Source organism: Bacteroides fragilis NCTC 9343, assembly GCF_000025985.1.
GTDB lineage: Bacteria > Bacteroidota > Bacteroidia > Bacteroidales > Bacteroidaceae > Bacteroides > Bacteroides fragilis.
Genome location: NC_003228.3, coordinates 4,047,619 through 4,063,032 on the forward strand (window position 1 = coordinate 4,047,619; position 15,414 = coordinate 4,063,032).

The window sequence follows — 15,414 nt, forward strand, 5'->3', positions numbered from 1 at the left end:
CGCTATGGATTAGTTGGCGGTAACAGGTGTACCGTACACCAATTCAAAATCATCAATCAACATGACACTGCTTTCACTGCCGGTAAAGAAGTCACCATATTTACTTGCAGAAGCAACGACGATAATATATTTGGGTTTACGGGTCAAATCACGGTATTTCAAATCAATCGTAAACTGCTTCCAGACTACATTTCCGCTTTCATCGAAAGAACCTTTAGACTCTTCATCGGTAATGGAACCGTAAGCTATAACATCTTTATTGGCTTCAGAAAGATCAACCGTATAACGCGTAGGACTGCCTTCTTTGTTATTGTTGACTTCGTAAGCCGTCTTCACTCCATTATCATCAACCAAACCTTCATTGTCAGTCAAGGCAATATAGATAGCACATTTATCACCACCCGAGTTTTTCAATTCCTCCACATTATGATCTCCACGATCTATACTGGTTCCACGAGTGTATTTGTACCATCCCTTCAGCTGCGTAGGACGTGACGTAAACTCACGGCCGAAACGTATACGTGCTCCCATCGGGCTTGTATACGTTTCCATATAACGCCCGATATAGATGTTACCGGCAGCAAATTTTCCGATACCAAACATTCCCACAAATTGCGAAGACAATTTGGCCGATTTACCACCTACGGTATGTACATCGTTACTTTCTCCGATACTTGGATTTTTACTCATGGTAGCTGCTCCCACATTACCGGTATCCCAATACGAATTCTTTGCAGAAGCCTCAGCCGCAGTTCCCGGGAACCAAGTTTTTCCATTCTGATTCCATTCATCAAAACTTCCATTTTCCAGTTGTTTCTGGAGTTCGGTGGTCGCAGTCGTTATTTTTCCGTTTACTCCATTTATTGCAAAACAGAAATCATACTCCGTACCGGGAATCAGACCGGTTATGGTTGCAACAAGCTTTCCATCGGCCTGTTCAACATTGGACACCGTATTCCAATCTTCCGTTCCGGAAATGCGATACTTACACTCTTTGGTAACGACGCCGTCAGGAAGAGGAAGAGTTACGTCTGCAAAATCAGACCAAACATTTACACTCGGATTACTTTCTTTAGGAATGGCTATATTCACATTATACTCTTTGGTAGAAGGATCTAAGGTGACTGATACCCCACCAATAGCACCATTGGCCTTCATAGTATAGTTAATACGATAGTGCTGACGTTCTTTTACATCTGTAATCGGTTCGGATTCAAAAACAAAAGAACGCCCATCCGTATTTGTCAATGCCAACGAAATATTCAACTTATCCACCGCAAAATACCCGGAGCGTGTCTCGTCCTTACCAAAAACCAGCTTACCGGAAGAATTACCCACAGAACAGTTCAGTTTCGAAAAATACTTCTTCACATCAGCACTGTAATTGACTGTCACTTTCACATTGGCCAAACGGCACTCTATGTTAACACTCTGATTTACTTTCGGAACAACCGTTACTTCACTTTGCCCCCAGTAATAAGGCTCGTCAAATCCGGCTGTCCCTACATCAACCCCTTTTGAGAAAGCATTAATGGTATAGGAACCTAATGGCAATTCAAGAGGAGTAGATGTCCAGTTATGCCAATCATCAGTCTCCTTTACAACGGTCCCGGCTCTGTCAACTACCTGCAAGGCAATCGGCAACTCTTCTGCTCTTGTTGCCGGAACTAAAATCGTACTTGTATTCTTCTCCACGGAAAACTGGAGAAATCCGGTCTTACCATTGGAAGTCTCCTCTTGTTGGCATGATGCCATCACAAGAGTAAAGACAGAGACGAACAAATATATATATCTTTTCATTGAAAATTCAAATTAGTTTTTCACCACTTTTACTGTCAATTTCTTGGCTAACTCCTTACCATTATTATCAATCAGTTTAATAGTAAAATAGTGTTGCTGAAGCCCAAACGGCGATAACATAGGCATAAAACCGGATACATCAAAGATAAACTCTTTTTTATCTTTAATCGGATCATTCGGGTCAATCAGGCCTATACCGGATCCGTCTTCTAAACTACCTCCAAGTTTATCCTCCAAATCACCAGGATTAGCTAAGTCGAACGTTTCGCCCAACCCCATTTGAGAAATTAAACCTATAAACTCGTTGGAATCTGAAGTTATCGTCACAAGTAAATTCTGAATTCCAGCCGGAGCTTTCATTGTAACCTGAACTGTTGGAGGATTATTGGTATCCACTTCTACCACTTCATCCGCCCCGATAATCTCCGGTCCGTCTACTGTCGGCTGATCGGGATCTGTTGGTTGATCCGGTTCGTCCGGTTTCGATTCTTCTATCAGTTCAGTCGGTACTTTCACTGTAATGCCAGTTTCATCCATGGTCAAGTCAATATCCAACTGTATCCCCAACTTCGGATCAGAAGGAGTTACGTCGGGATTGTTCGGATCTTCACCTTCTTCTACCGGTTTCACCGTGACATTAAAAGAATCACCGCCTTGCAGACCTTCTGCATCGGGCTTCGTCACTGTATAAACAGTCTCAATGTCTCTACCACTGTCCTTCTCCGTTACTTTCGCTACAATTTTGATCGAGGTAGAGCCGTCAGGAATACTGAGATAAATCGAACTTAAATCTTCCTTCTTTACATAAATGACTCCGCCGATTCCGTTTGAAACAGTGAACACGTAATCATCGGCAAACATATTGAGAAACTCTTCTGATATATTCAAACTAACCTTCACAGTTGCCGATTTACAAAGAACTTCTGCCTTAGACTCCATTCCTTGCTTCACTTCGATAGAAGAACTTCCTTCAAAATAGGGAGTACGCGAAGCATCTTGCAAAACACCGCTTTTAGCCACAATCTTATAGTTTCCTACCGGAACGACCAACGGCAAAGCTTCTTTCAACTTTGCATAGCTGGCAAATGAACGGACCACGGCTTCAGTGGCATTATCAACAATCTCCACCTTATAGGTATTCACATCCAGTTCATCAGTAAGTGATGTACTTTCAGCCTTTGTAGTAGGCGTAGCCTGAGTCTTGTTCACCAGATCCAATGTCAGAAGCCCCTCGTCATTCTTCAAATTATATTTGCCTTCCAATTCATTCTTCATCTCGCAGGAACTCAAACAAAGTGCTATCAATGCCAGCACCGCATATATGTTTTTTATCGCATTCATATATACCAATCTTTTTATATTTACTTACTTGCATTACCCGGCCAATACTCTTCCGGAATCTCGATATTCACATCCTTATCTTCTGTACCGGTATCTACTGTTACGTCCAACGACGCCGTACCCGTGGAAATAGTAATAACTTCCGGATCGACTGTAATAGTAAGGTGTGTTTTGGGAGCCACTTTTTTCTCAGCAACCAAAGCTTCCATCACCACCTCATTGCCTTCTTTATCTCTGAAACCTCCTACAGTGATCGATACCTTCTCGCCATCGGCATTTGCTTTCAGATAAGCATCCTTGCCGGAATCTTTTTTCATATTCACTTCAAAAGGAGCAGTCAGGTGTGAAGTAGAGAGCGATACGGTACAATCCGAATAATATTTCAGAAAATCTTCGGTATAGACAACCGATACTTTGACATTAGCCGGTTTGCAGTACAAAATAACATTCTTTTGTTCGCCTTCACTGACCGTGAACTCCTGACTACCTTCCACATATAGCTTGTCGAAGCCTGCGTTCACATTCTCGCCATAGAAAGCTTTTACGGTATACCCCTTACCGGCAGTCAGATCAATGGACAAGGGCATGTCTTTGTACAAGCCATTGTATAAAGAGGCACCGTCGGCATCCTTGACCGTCACTTGATAATTATCGGCTTTTTTATATTCCGCTTCGTTGACGGAACGGGTTTTCGTGGAAAAAGAAGGATTGGCAGAGAGCCCGAGGCTCAATGTTCCTACACCGTATGAAACAGCATCACTGCCGGAATCACACGAGGCAACACATGAAATTAGCATCGCCATACTAACCATAAAAGAGAGTCTTTTCATAATGATAACTACTAATTATTACTCATAAGTTGTAAAAACCGAACGCAAAGTTATAGTTTTCCTTTATTATAATAAATGCACAACATGCGATTCCTTACAAAATCTGAAAAAAGAGCCACAAAAAGTTGTTTAATCATAAAAACAGACCACAAAAAGGAGGTAAAACAAGAAAGTCCTGCATTTCTTATGAAAAACAGGACTTTTTTTATACAACGTTATTCAATTATTTATCGGGCATAAGGACTACTCCAAGTTTCTTTTTGCCATCCATTTTCACAACAATCGGCCTTTCAAAGCGTACATGACGGAGATATTCGGTTTCAAATACAGCAGGTTGCGTATTCAGGAATTCCTGATTGTATACTCCATCATTCATAAACGCGTTAATCGTGAAATATCCCACACCAAAAGAAGTCAGGTTCTGGAAGAAATGTGTTCCCTGACTGGGATCTACCCGATAGTTAGTAAGTCCGGCCTCCACAATGACACGCGCGGCAGAAATATGTGGCCACTTCACCGGAATACCCAACCAAGTATCACTGCTTCCCCATCGTCCGGGGCCGACAAGCACATAGTTCTTGCCTTCATTCAGAAATTGCTGGTTGATTTTCTCTATTTCCCAAGCTATATTCTGATTGTTCGATGCACTGTAATGATCGGTTTTGACATACACAATATCGTGTATCTCGTTCATAATGCCATGCCCCAAAGAGTTGTTGGAACGAAGCAACACGTCTTCGTCAGGAATAGTCGTAAGATCCTCGTCCAACATATCTTTACTGTCCACAATAGGACGCACCTGAAGCAGATAGAATGTACCGGTCTTATCACGGTCGTGATTGAGCGTCACGGCAAATTCGATCTCTACCGGACGGCGCATCTCCTGCTGACCATAACGAAGTACCCAGCGCAGGATGCGTGCCAACGGAAATACATCGTGCTGCAGGATGTTGGCAAACGTGATCACTTTGCGCCCTCCGGGATACAAACCGTCCCGAATCACCTGATCGTAAGGATCGTAAGTAGAGGCAATATAACGCAACGAACCGTCTTTTTCGGCTTCCTTCACATGTAACTTCAAAAGATTGAAGCCATCGTCAATCGAGAAGTTATCACCGGCATTCTTCAGGTCGAGGGCATAAAAACGGGTCTGCGTCTCTTTCAAGGCAATATCCAATTCACTGGTCTGTAGCACTTTCGAAGGATGGGCAGGCGAGAAACGCAAAGTCATGCCTCCATCTACGATATACTTGCCCAAACCGAGAGCCAGATTTACCGTACCTTCTTCAGCCTTTTCGTCACCAATGGGATAATAATTGAGAGAGCGGGCTACACCGGACATGGAAGGATAATAACGGTCACCATACTGATTGCCGACTACCTGTTGCAGGATAACGGCCATCTTTTCCTGATCGATCACATTCGAAGTGGCTTGCATATATGCCTTACTGTCACGAAAATAGACTGATGCATATACTCCCTTAATAGCATCGGACAACATGCGAAGCATCTCATATTTATCGTCCAGATAAGGAATCATATAAGTGTTATAGATGCCTGCAAAAGGCTGATAATGGGAATCTTCAAGCAGAGAAGAAGAACGGATGGCAATAGGGGACTTCACTACATCGAAGAAAGTAAAAAAGTCCTCAACCAAGCGGTCGGGTAACTTTGCTTTCAGGAAATATCTCAGAATCGTATCGTCATCAGCATCGGAAAGGGCAACCTGATACAGATTATTCGTATCCATAAACTCGTCGAATACATCGGTACAGAGCACTACTGTTTTCGGGATAGCTACACGGGCATTCTCAAATTCTTCAAATTCCGGATGGCGCTTCACCATATTGTCAATAAACGCCAGTCCGCGCCCTTTTCCTCCCAACGAACCGTCTCCGATACGGGCAAAGTTTGAATAACGGTCGAAACGGTCGCGCTTGAATACGGCTACCACTCCCTGGTTTTTCATCTTTCGATATTTCACGATGGCCTCAAAGATGATTTTGCGGTGTGCATCGACATCCTGCAGACTATGCCAGGTGATGGGACGAAGAAATTCGGCTACCGGAAACATGGCGCGTGAATACAACCAACGTGAGACATGGTTACGGCTGATATGATAAAGGAAAGATTCGGCAGGAACGGCAAAAAGGATATTTTGCAACTCTTTCAGATTCCGTACGCGGGCTATCTCGACTCCCGTTTCGGGATTACGGAACACAAAGTCACCAAAACCGAAATTATCGGAAACAATCCGGCGAAGATCGACATCCATCTTCTTGGAATTCTTATCGATAAACGTGGCCCCGTATTTTGCCGCATAGGCCGCATTCTCCGTCTCGGACGACTGGATGATTAAAGGAACAAACGGGTCTTTCTTTCTTACCTCGGCACACAACTTGATACCTGCCATACCGTCCTTCTCTCCCTTATCCACACGAGGAAAACGGACATCGGTAATAACTCCCAATATATTGTTAGTATACTTATTATATATATCCATCGCTTCCTCGTAAGTACGAGCCAATACAATTTTGGGACGACCACGCATACGGAGTGTACGTTGATGGGCATTCAAGGCCTCGGTAGAAAACTCCTGACTCTGCTTCAATACAAATTTATAAAGATTGGGAAGTACGGAAGAATAGAAGCGGATACTGTCTTCCACCAACAGAATCAACTGCACGCCCACCTCTTTTACGTCATGCTCCAGATTCATCTTGTCTTCGATCAGCTTAATGATAGACACCAGCAAATCGGTATTTCCCAACCAACAGAACACATAGTCGAATGCACTCAGATCTTCGTTTGCAATCCGTTTGGTAATACCATGACTGAACGGTGTCAGGATAACAATCGGTATCTGTTCGTACTTCTCCTTAATATGACGCCCGATATCAAAACTATCGTTATCTCCCGTACCCGGCATGCAAATCACCAGATCGAACGATACACTTTCAAGCTGCCTCAACGCCTCTTCTTCGGTGGAAACTTGTGAAAAACGGGGGGGATAACGGAGAGAAAGTGAGGTATATTCATTGAAAATCTTTTCATCGATACGCCCGTCATCCTCCAGCATAAAAGCATCATAAGGATTAGCTATCAGTAAGACGTTAAAAATTCGCCTTGTCATCAGGTTAGCAAACTGGGTATCTTTAAAGTAGAGCTGGTTTAATTTAAATTTGCTGAGCATGGGCTTCCCGTAGTTTTAAAATTCAACAGACAAAAGTCGCTGTTTTTATTGGGAAAAACAAGAAAAAACAATTCACTTTATTGCTGACTATCCATATATGCACAGATTGCTTTCTCGTTTTCGGCTTAAAATCTCTCCTACTCTCATACGTATCGACCACAAGGCCGGACATGGTTCCAACAAAGCCACAACAAAGTTAGTAAAGGAGCAAGCAGACATCTATGCATTTATCATGTATAACCTGGGGATGAAAATGAAATACTGACATAAATATCCGAATAGGTATTTTTGTCATTTTATCATTATTTAATCAAAATAATACGCCATTCCGAATGACATCAGAAAACTTTTCTTATATTTGCATATGAAACAAGTTACATTTTATCAGAATCAACCTTTTTAAAACATACTATTATGAACATCGAAAAAATCATGTCCTCTCTTGAGGCAAAACATCCCGGTGAATCTGAATATCTTCAGGCCGTAAAAGAAGTATTACTCTCTATCGAAGATATCTACAACCAACACCCAGAATTTGAAAAGGCCAAAATCATCGAAAGACTGGTAGAGCCCGACCGTATTTTCACATTCCGTGTAACATGGGTGGATGATAAAGGTGAAGTTCAGACCAACCTGGGATATCGTGTTCAGTTCAACAACGCTATCGGCCCATACAAAGGCGGTATCCGTTTCCACGCTTCTGTCAACCTCTCGATCCTGAAATTCCTGGGATTCGAACAGACTTTCAAAAATGCACTGACAACTTTACCTATGGGCGGTGGCAAAGGAGGTTCCGACTTCTCTCCACGAGGAAAAAGTGATGCGGAAATCATGCGTTTCTGTCAGGCATTCATGCTTGAATTGTGGCGTCATCTAGGGCCGGATATGGATGTGCCTGCCGGTGATATCGGTGTAGGAGGACGTGAAGTCGGCTATATGTTCGGTATGTACAAGAAACTGACCCGTGAGTTTACAGGAACTTTCACGGGTAAAGGACTTGAATTTGGCGGTTCACTGATTCGCCCGGAAGCCACTGGATTCGGCGGATTGTATTTCGTCAACCAAATGTTGCAGACCAAGGGTATCGACATAAAAGGTAAAACTGTGGCTATCTCCGGATTCGGAAACGTTGCCTGGGGAGCTGCTACCAAAGCTACCGAACTGGGAGCCAAAGTAGTTACCATCTCCGGACCGGACGGATATATCTATGATCCGAATGGAATCAGTGGAGAGAAGATCGATTATATGCTTGAGTTGCGTGCTTCGGGCAACGATATTGTGGCTCCGTATGCAGATGAATTTCCGGGTTCTACATTCGTAGCCGGTAAACGCCCATGGGAAGTAAAAGCAGACATAGCGCTTCCTTGCGCCACTCAAAACGAATTGAATGGCGAAGATGCCAAGAACCTGATCGACAACAACGTTCTTTGTGTCGGAGAGATCTCCAATATGGGTTGTACACCCGAAGCTATCGATCTCTTTATCGAACACAAAACAATGTACGCTCCCGGCAAAGCTGTCAATGCAGGCGGTGTGGCAACATCCGGACTCGAAATGTCACAAAATGCAATGCACTTGAGCTGGAGTGCAGCCGAGGTAGACGAGAAACTGCATTCTATCATGCACGGCATTCATGCACAATGTGTGAAGTATGGTACAGAGCCCGACGGATATATCAATTATGTAAAAGGTGCCAATATTGCAGGTTTCATGAAAGTAGCCCATGCAATGATGGGACAAGGAATCATCTGATTATTACTTGTCCACTAACATAAAAACTTTGTTTAGTTGTATTTGTATTTATGGTTTGCGTTATCCATCTCCTGAGACAGGACATGGGTAACGCTACTTTTTTATAAAAAGGTTTCATTTTCAACTAAAATCGCCTAACTTTGCACCTCGAAACCAAATAATAATACAAAATGTTACAACCCGAATTAAAGATGCGCCGCGATAAAATTCGTGTGCTTATGGCTCAGCAAAATATTGAAGCCGCACTTATCACTTGTAATGTAAATTTGCTCTATACTTACGGCCGTATCGTCAGCGGATACCTCTACTTACCTCTCCACTCACCGGCTTTATTATTCATCAAACGCCCCAACAATATCACCGGCGAACATGTATTTCCCATCCGTAAACCGGAACAGATTCCAGACTTGATCAAAGAAAACAATCTGCCGATGCCACAAAAGTTGATGTTGGAAGGCGACGAACTTTCGTTTACAGAATACAATCGCCTTGCTGCTATTTTCCCTGAATCGGAAATTGTAAACGGTACTCCTCTGATCCGTGAAGCGCGCAGCGTTAAGACTCCTGTAGAGATAGAATTATTCCGCCGTTCGGGTGTAGCTCATGCCAAAGCCTACGACCAGATTCCTTCGGTATATCGCCCGGGAATGACTGATCTGGAATTCTCCATTGAAATAGAAAGGCTGATGCGTCTGCAAGGTAACTTAGGTATCTTCCGCGTATTCGGTCAAAGTATGGAGATTTTTATGGGTAGCGTACTGACGGGTGACAATGCAGCTTATCCTTCACCTTACGATTTCGCTTTGGGGGGCGAAGGGTTGGACCCGGCTTTGCCAGGCGGACTGAATAAGACTCCTTTAAAAGAAGGACAAAGTGTTATGGTAGATTTAGGCGGAAATTTCAATGGATATATGGGAGATATGAGTCGTGTATTCTCTGTCGGAAAGCTAAGTGACGAGGCTTATACAGCTCATCAGGTCTGTCTTGACATTCAGGAAGCCGTTTCATCGATGGCTCAACCCGGCGTTGTATGCGAAGACTTATATAATGCAGCGATCAACATAGTAACCAAAGCCGGTTTTGCCGACAAATTTATGGGTATCAGTCAACAAGCCAAATTCATTGGCCACGGTATCGGCCTGGAAATCAACGAGGCCCCTGTACTTGCTCCCCGTATGAAACAAGAATTGGAACCGGGGATGGTTTTCGCTCTCGAACCGAAAATCGTCATTCCGGGTGTAGGTCCCGTAGGTATCGAAAACTCTTGGGCAGTAACTCCCGAAGGTGTTGAGAAACTGACTATCTGCAACGAAGAGATTATTGAGTTGCAATAAGACAGCTCTCTCTACGGATACTGATAACCGAGGGATGGTTCACACTATTGATGAACCTGAAGTGTAAATTAAAGCCGCAACAATAAAAAGAATCGGGAGAGCACTTTCAAAAAAGTGCTCTCCCGATTCTTTTTTATACCACTACCGGCTGTTATGCTACTAAGGCGTCACAACCGGAGTTTCCAGTTTTATATCTTCCCAGCCTATCCACGTAGGAGAAGCCATACATTGAGGTTCCTGAATCTTATCGATCAATGCGGTTGCACGTTTCACGGCAGCACTGGTTCTGTCAAACAGTTCTTTCATGGAGATATTCCCTTTTGCGTCCCGAATGGTCTTAATCAGGAAGTAAGTATAATATCCCTGTTTCTTTTCATGATAAACGCTTGAAGTCTGGTCACCGCTACTGGACGAGAAGCTCAATGTGTTTCCTTGTGGTAAACCCACCTTTGGTACCACACGCACCCCTTTCTGTGCCAATAACGGAGCAGCACTCTTATAACCACCGCTAAAGCAAGCATCGAGGAATACATAAGCCCCTTTCACCGGATATGTAGCCAGTTTTTTATACAAGTCACTCAACGAGATACCCAAACGAATATTCTTACCGGTAATATCTACCGGCAACAGATAAGGTTCTTTGGTAGCCTCGTCGTTATTTCCATGTCCTGAATAGTAGAATATCAATTCCGCCTGCGGATCCGTACTTGCCATATTCACCAGCCAGTCGAGTTGCTCGTGCATCATACCGGCTGTGGCATTCGGCACTACCTTGATTTGTCCGTCGGGCACCCCAAAAGTACGCACGCAATACTCACGGAACAACACAGCGTCATTGACCGCATAAGGTACGTTTATTTCCGCATTAGCCCCTGTCATGCTATAATCCTCGTTACCGATAATCAATGCATACCGATGGCGATTGACAGCTCCCACAGGCACATCCTCCATCAGTTCACTCTTAAAGCCGAGTGAGAAGTCTTTCACATTCACTTTACGTGCAGCTACATTTCCACTCAGGTTCATCGAAGCGGAAGCACTCAGGTACTCTCCGACTTTCACCTTATAAGCTTCATTCAGAGAAGCCGAACGAGTAGATTCCGTGACAGCCAGCATAACTGCAATCGAATCTCCATCAAAACGTTTATTCACCAAAAAACCATAGTCGAGTATAGCTACATCTCCCGGGGCAATGCTATCGACAATAATTTCCGGCGTATCAGTCGTATATACATTCTTCGGCAAAGTAAAGTTCACTTTCACCTTGCGTGCAGTCTGCGTACCGAAATTCTGTAAGGCAACAGTCAGCTTACCGTTCTTACCCAAAGTGATGGAAGAACCCTCGGAAGCGAAGAATTGGTGATCGGCAACACGCAGACGAGGCATTGCATATTCCTGAGTGTTCACAATCAGCTCGGAAGGATCCGCATCAAATCCATTCGCCTCGAACGCATAAATATTAATCTTGGCCAGACTTGTCGGCAACTCCTTCTTGGCTATATAACGGAAAGTGTATTCCTTAGACTTCCCGGCAGCAATATTACCACCGTCCAGTTCACGAGGGCCGTCAAAATACTGATCATAGCCCTGCTGTTCAGCCAGGCGAAGCCGTACATTGTAGGCATCTCCCTTACCCTGATTCTCTATGGTGAACCGTATAGCAAAACTTTCGCCGGCATCGATCACCTTATTGTTATTAGCATCCGTAAACTGGTCTACTTTGATAACCAGCATAGCCGGTTCAATAGGCACGGGAACCGCTTGTTGCTCTTGAGCCACATTCTCCGTTTTTTTCAATGCCTCTTTATAGGCCGCAAGACGAGACGGAAAGGCGGTATAAGAAGCCCCATCCTGAACGATTTTGTTCAGCACCTCATATTCCGGTTTCATATCCATATACTGATACACCCCGGCCAGTCCCTGCATATACATTTTGGAAGAAGGATCTTTCTGCAAAATTTTCAGGAAGAGGTCTTTGGCATCCATCAGATAACCCGATGCACGTTGACGTACCAAAGCATATTCCGTATCGTTGGCAATAGTGGCACCATTGTTCACAATCTCCGTAGCACAGTTAAAGTTGGCACGTGCCACTCCCGTCATCAATTCAAAACTCTCAGGGTGCAGTGCATAAAGACGTTTATAAATATCCAATGCCTCCACATTCTTTCCCTGACGCTCCAGGATGCGTGCCTTGATAGGCAACACTTTATCATTATTCGGGTCGACAGCCAGAATACGGTCTATTGCTCCAATCAGCTTCTCCATATTATTGGTAGCAATATGCACATTCACCAGATTGTATAGGAAATCAAGCGAAACGGGATACTTGGCAATAGCCTGTTCCAGCACACGTTCCTGGTCCGCATACTTCTTCTGCTTCTGATAAATCATATTCATATAAACATAGCAGTCTTTCTGCTGGGCCTCCGTACCGGTATTGAGATATTCCTGAAAATATCTCAAAGCTTTTTCGTTCTTCTCCAGATTGAAGGCCGCTACAGCTGCGTAATACACCACCGAAGCATATCGGTTATCTTTCGGCAACAATTCACTACGGAACAGTTTCAGCTGCGGCATATCGATATAAGCAGCAGCAAAATCCAATGCTTTGGACGGTTGTTTCTGTTCCGAATAGTACACTGCCCCGTTCAGCAGATAAGGATACAACGCTCTCAGTCGATTCTTGGCGCCTCCAATATACTGACTGTTATCCGGTGCCTCTACAACCTTCATGAAATTTTCGTAACTATCCATCAAATAATCATACATGGCCGTTACGTTCGTTCCCTTATCCCGCTCACTTTCAAAAAGCACATACTGTTGGTTAGCACGTTTTGAAGCGGAGGCAGCTTCTTGTGCCCCCACTTTACCTGTTACAACAACAGTAAGAATGATTGTCAGTAAAAAAAATCTCTTCATTGTTTATTGTTGAAATGCATCCATAATTACAAACTCTACGTTGATCTTGCGGAATTCTCCACCACGCTCTTTGGCTACTTCCACATGATATTCGTATTCGTTCTTTGTATTACCCAATGTTGTCACGTTCTTCTCAATATAAGTCTTTACGCCTGCTGCACGCATCAGGGCCAACTGTTCATTCTGAGTGATTCCTCCGGCCTTGGTGACTGTGATATTATCGAGGTTGCCATCCTTGTAATAAGGTTCGTCCACAAATTCTCCATAACGTCCGTCATAAGCCAGACGTCCGCGAATCGGGGCTGCGTCTGCCGATCCCGTAATAATCACCTTCACCTGCTTACCTTCAGAAAGATATTTGGCAAAGTCACCTTCAAACGCATTCTTGATAATCTTCATCAATGACATGGCTGCATTCGAACGTTCGATATTATAACCTCCCGACGGGAAGTCTTCCTTAGCCGAAAACTCTTTATTGATCACTTCATATTGGTAACCCACCTTGTAGTTCAGAATCTTTTTACCATTCGCATCCACTCCCGGGATTACCTCTGTCTTCACATTGATCTGCGTATTATCAGTGATCAGTTTATCTTGTTTTTTCTCCTCGATGACCTGTTCTTTGATCTCGGCCAATTGTGCTTCCTCACGGGTAGCCTGCTGCATAATTTCCAGAGGAACAAAGTTTTCATCTGCTTCCAGAGCAGTCAGTTTTGTACGTCCGATATTATCATAAATATAAACCTTGTTCGTCGTTTCGTTGGTAACTTCAACATAGGCCAACTCAAATTCATCTTTATCATTCAGCACATATACGGCATTCGAGAATTTCATCTTACCGTCTTTAAAGTCGCCCGCTTCATTGGAGGGAACTTCCAGTCCGATAGACGGCAGTCCCTTAAAACCGATATTCAACATATTATTCGAAGCATCATAACCATCTATAAAAGGATTATCCATAGAAATACGGTCACCCGCCAATGCCGTAGCAACTTCCTGAGCAAACAGCTGTTGCTGTTTGATACGGGTTTCATCGTTTACACGAATCGCATAATCTTCCATCGATTCCCCCTGCATCATCTTCACCCATTCGTTCATCTTGGCATCCACTTCCCTACCCATAATCTTACCATAGAACGGGTTCAGTCCGTTTGCATCCCAGAAGACCATTTGTTTCGTACGATTGGTCAGCAGAAATACCTCGCTGTTCTGGTTGTTCTTAAAGAAACGCCCACCGGTAACACCGCCTGTAGGATCAACGATATCTTGTTCCACAACACCATTCTTCAGGTTGATGATCTCTATATTCTTTCCATCTTTCACCACACTGATATATTTTCCTTCCGGATGGAATGACGGAGAACTGAGTGTTCCACCCAGCTTATCAAATATATCTACCTTATCCCAGTTTTTCGTATCGATAATGGTCAAGTGATTGTCATCTGTAGTTACAGCCAGCAATGCAGCATCCGGAGAGAAAGTCACCTCTTTAACGACTGCCGGCATAGGAATCGCTTTTCTCAACTCCTTTGTCTGGAAATTCCAGATATTAATATTCTGTCCTACCGCTGCGGCGATAAAATAATTGTTCGAGCTCATGGCCAGGGCAGTGGCCGGAGCCTCCCCCTGAATATAAGCTAACGGCATATATTCTTTCGTATCATAAATCACAATTTCTCCCAACGAGTTACCCACAATAAAACTACGGGCGTCAGCAGAATAGCACATCGACACCGGCATCGGTTTAGCCTTCAATTTCTTACGTTTCTCCTTCAGTTCGAAAAGCTTCTTATTCCTGTCGCGAAAAGAGTAAATACTTATCGGATTCTTCGCCCTCAACAGAGCGATGGAGCTTCCCGTCGGGTTAAACACGATACGCTCAATTTTTCGTACATCATTAATAGCGATATCACGCATGGTATACAGGGCTCCGTCAGACAAATAAGCAGTACAAAAAGTCGTGTTATCAAATGCATTAATCTTTTTCTGAGAGTCGAATCCCCTTTTTTCTACAACCTGTGCCATTGTTTGTCCGCAGAACATCGCGGCTACAAAACAAAAAGCAATACCTCTGTAAGTGTAAAATCCACATTTCATCCTATTCATACCTTAAAATGATTTAGTTTATGTTTAATAGTGTTTTGCAAAATAAGCACTTATTCCGCAATCTATCACTAACAGAAACTCCTTTTTTTTTATTTTCTCGAAAGTTTGGTTGTTTATACACAGAAATGAAAAAAGA

At 43.5% G+C, this 15,414-nt stretch carries 8 protein-coding genes and 1 pseudogene; 3 read left to right on the plus strand and 6 right to left on the minus strand.

Features of this window, described 5'->3' with window-relative positions:
- Nucleotides 1-9: 9 nt before the first annotated feature.
- The 4 genes from BF9343_RS16560 to BF9343_RS16575 all read right to left on the minus strand — a co-directional run bounded on the left by BF9343_RS16560 (nt 10) and on the right by BF9343_RS16575 (nt 7,164).
- Entirely contained in the window at nt 10-1,800 is a 1,791-nt protein-coding gene (locus BF9343_RS16560) for a DUF4493 domain-containing protein (protein WP_005790466.1), read from the minus strand.
- Nucleotides 1,801-1,812: 12 nt separating this feature from the next.
- On the minus strand, nt 1,813-3,141 hold the full coding sequence (locus BF9343_RS16565) for a DUF4493 domain-containing protein (RefSeq protein WP_005797878.1): 1,329 nt from the start codon (nt 3,139-3,141) through the stop codon (nt 1,813-1,815).
- A 20-nt stretch (nt 3,142-3,161) separates the two neighbouring features.
- Entirely contained in the window at nt 3,162-3,971 is an 810-nt protein-coding gene (locus BF9343_RS16570; RefSeq protein ID WP_005792636.1) for a DUF4493 domain-containing protein, read from the minus strand.
- Nucleotides 3,972-4,194: 223 nt separating this feature from the next.
- Nucleotides 4,195-7,164 (minus strand): PEP/pyruvate-binding domain-containing protein, encoded by a 2,970-nt coding sequence (locus tag BF9343_RS16575; protein WP_005790471.1) that lies wholly within the window; start codon nt 7,162-7,164, stop codon nt 4,195-4,197.
- A gap of 133 nt (nt 7,165-7,297) precedes the next feature.
- Here BF9343_RS16575 and BF9343_RS24205 point away from each other — a divergent pair.
- The 3 genes and pseudogenes from BF9343_RS24205 to BF9343_RS16590 all read left to right on the plus strand — a co-directional run.
- Nucleotides 7,298-7,429 (plus strand): annotated as a pseudogene (locus tag BF9343_RS24205) (peptidase); the annotation flags it as partial.
- A 149-nt stretch (nt 7,430-7,578) separates the two neighbouring features.
- Nucleotides 7,579-8,916 carry an NADP-specific glutamate dehydrogenase gene (gene gdhA, locus BF9343_RS16585; RefSeq protein ID WP_005790474.1) on the plus strand — a complete coding sequence of 446 codons (1,338 nt, stop codon included), beginning with the start codon at nt 7,579-7,581 and terminating at the stop codon, nt 8,914-8,916.
- Nucleotides 8,917-9,086: 170 nt separating this feature from the next.
- A complete protein-coding gene (locus BF9343_RS16590; protein ID WP_005797880.1) occupies nt 9,087-10,250 on the plus strand; it encodes a M24 family metallopeptidase in 1,164 nt (387 codons plus the stop codon).
- Nucleotides 10,251-10,409: 159 nt separating this feature from the next.
- On the opposite strand, the gene BF9343_RS16595 is transcribed toward BF9343_RS16590, so the two are convergent.
- The gene (locus tag BF9343_RS16595; RefSeq protein ID WP_005790478.1) at nt 10,410-13,172 is read right to left on the minus strand and encodes a caspase family protein; all 2,763 of its coding nucleotides are present in this window, start codon (nt 13,170-13,172) and stop codon (nt 10,410-10,412) included.
- 3 nt (nt 13,173-13,175) lie between these two features.
- Nucleotides 13,176-15,278 carry a WD40 repeat domain-containing protein gene (locus tag BF9343_RS16600; protein WP_005802428.1) on the minus strand — a complete coding sequence of 701 codons (2,103 nt, stop codon included), beginning with the start codon at nt 15,276-15,278 and terminating at the stop codon, nt 13,176-13,178.
- Between the last annotated feature and the right edge of the window lie 136 nt (nt 15,279-15,414).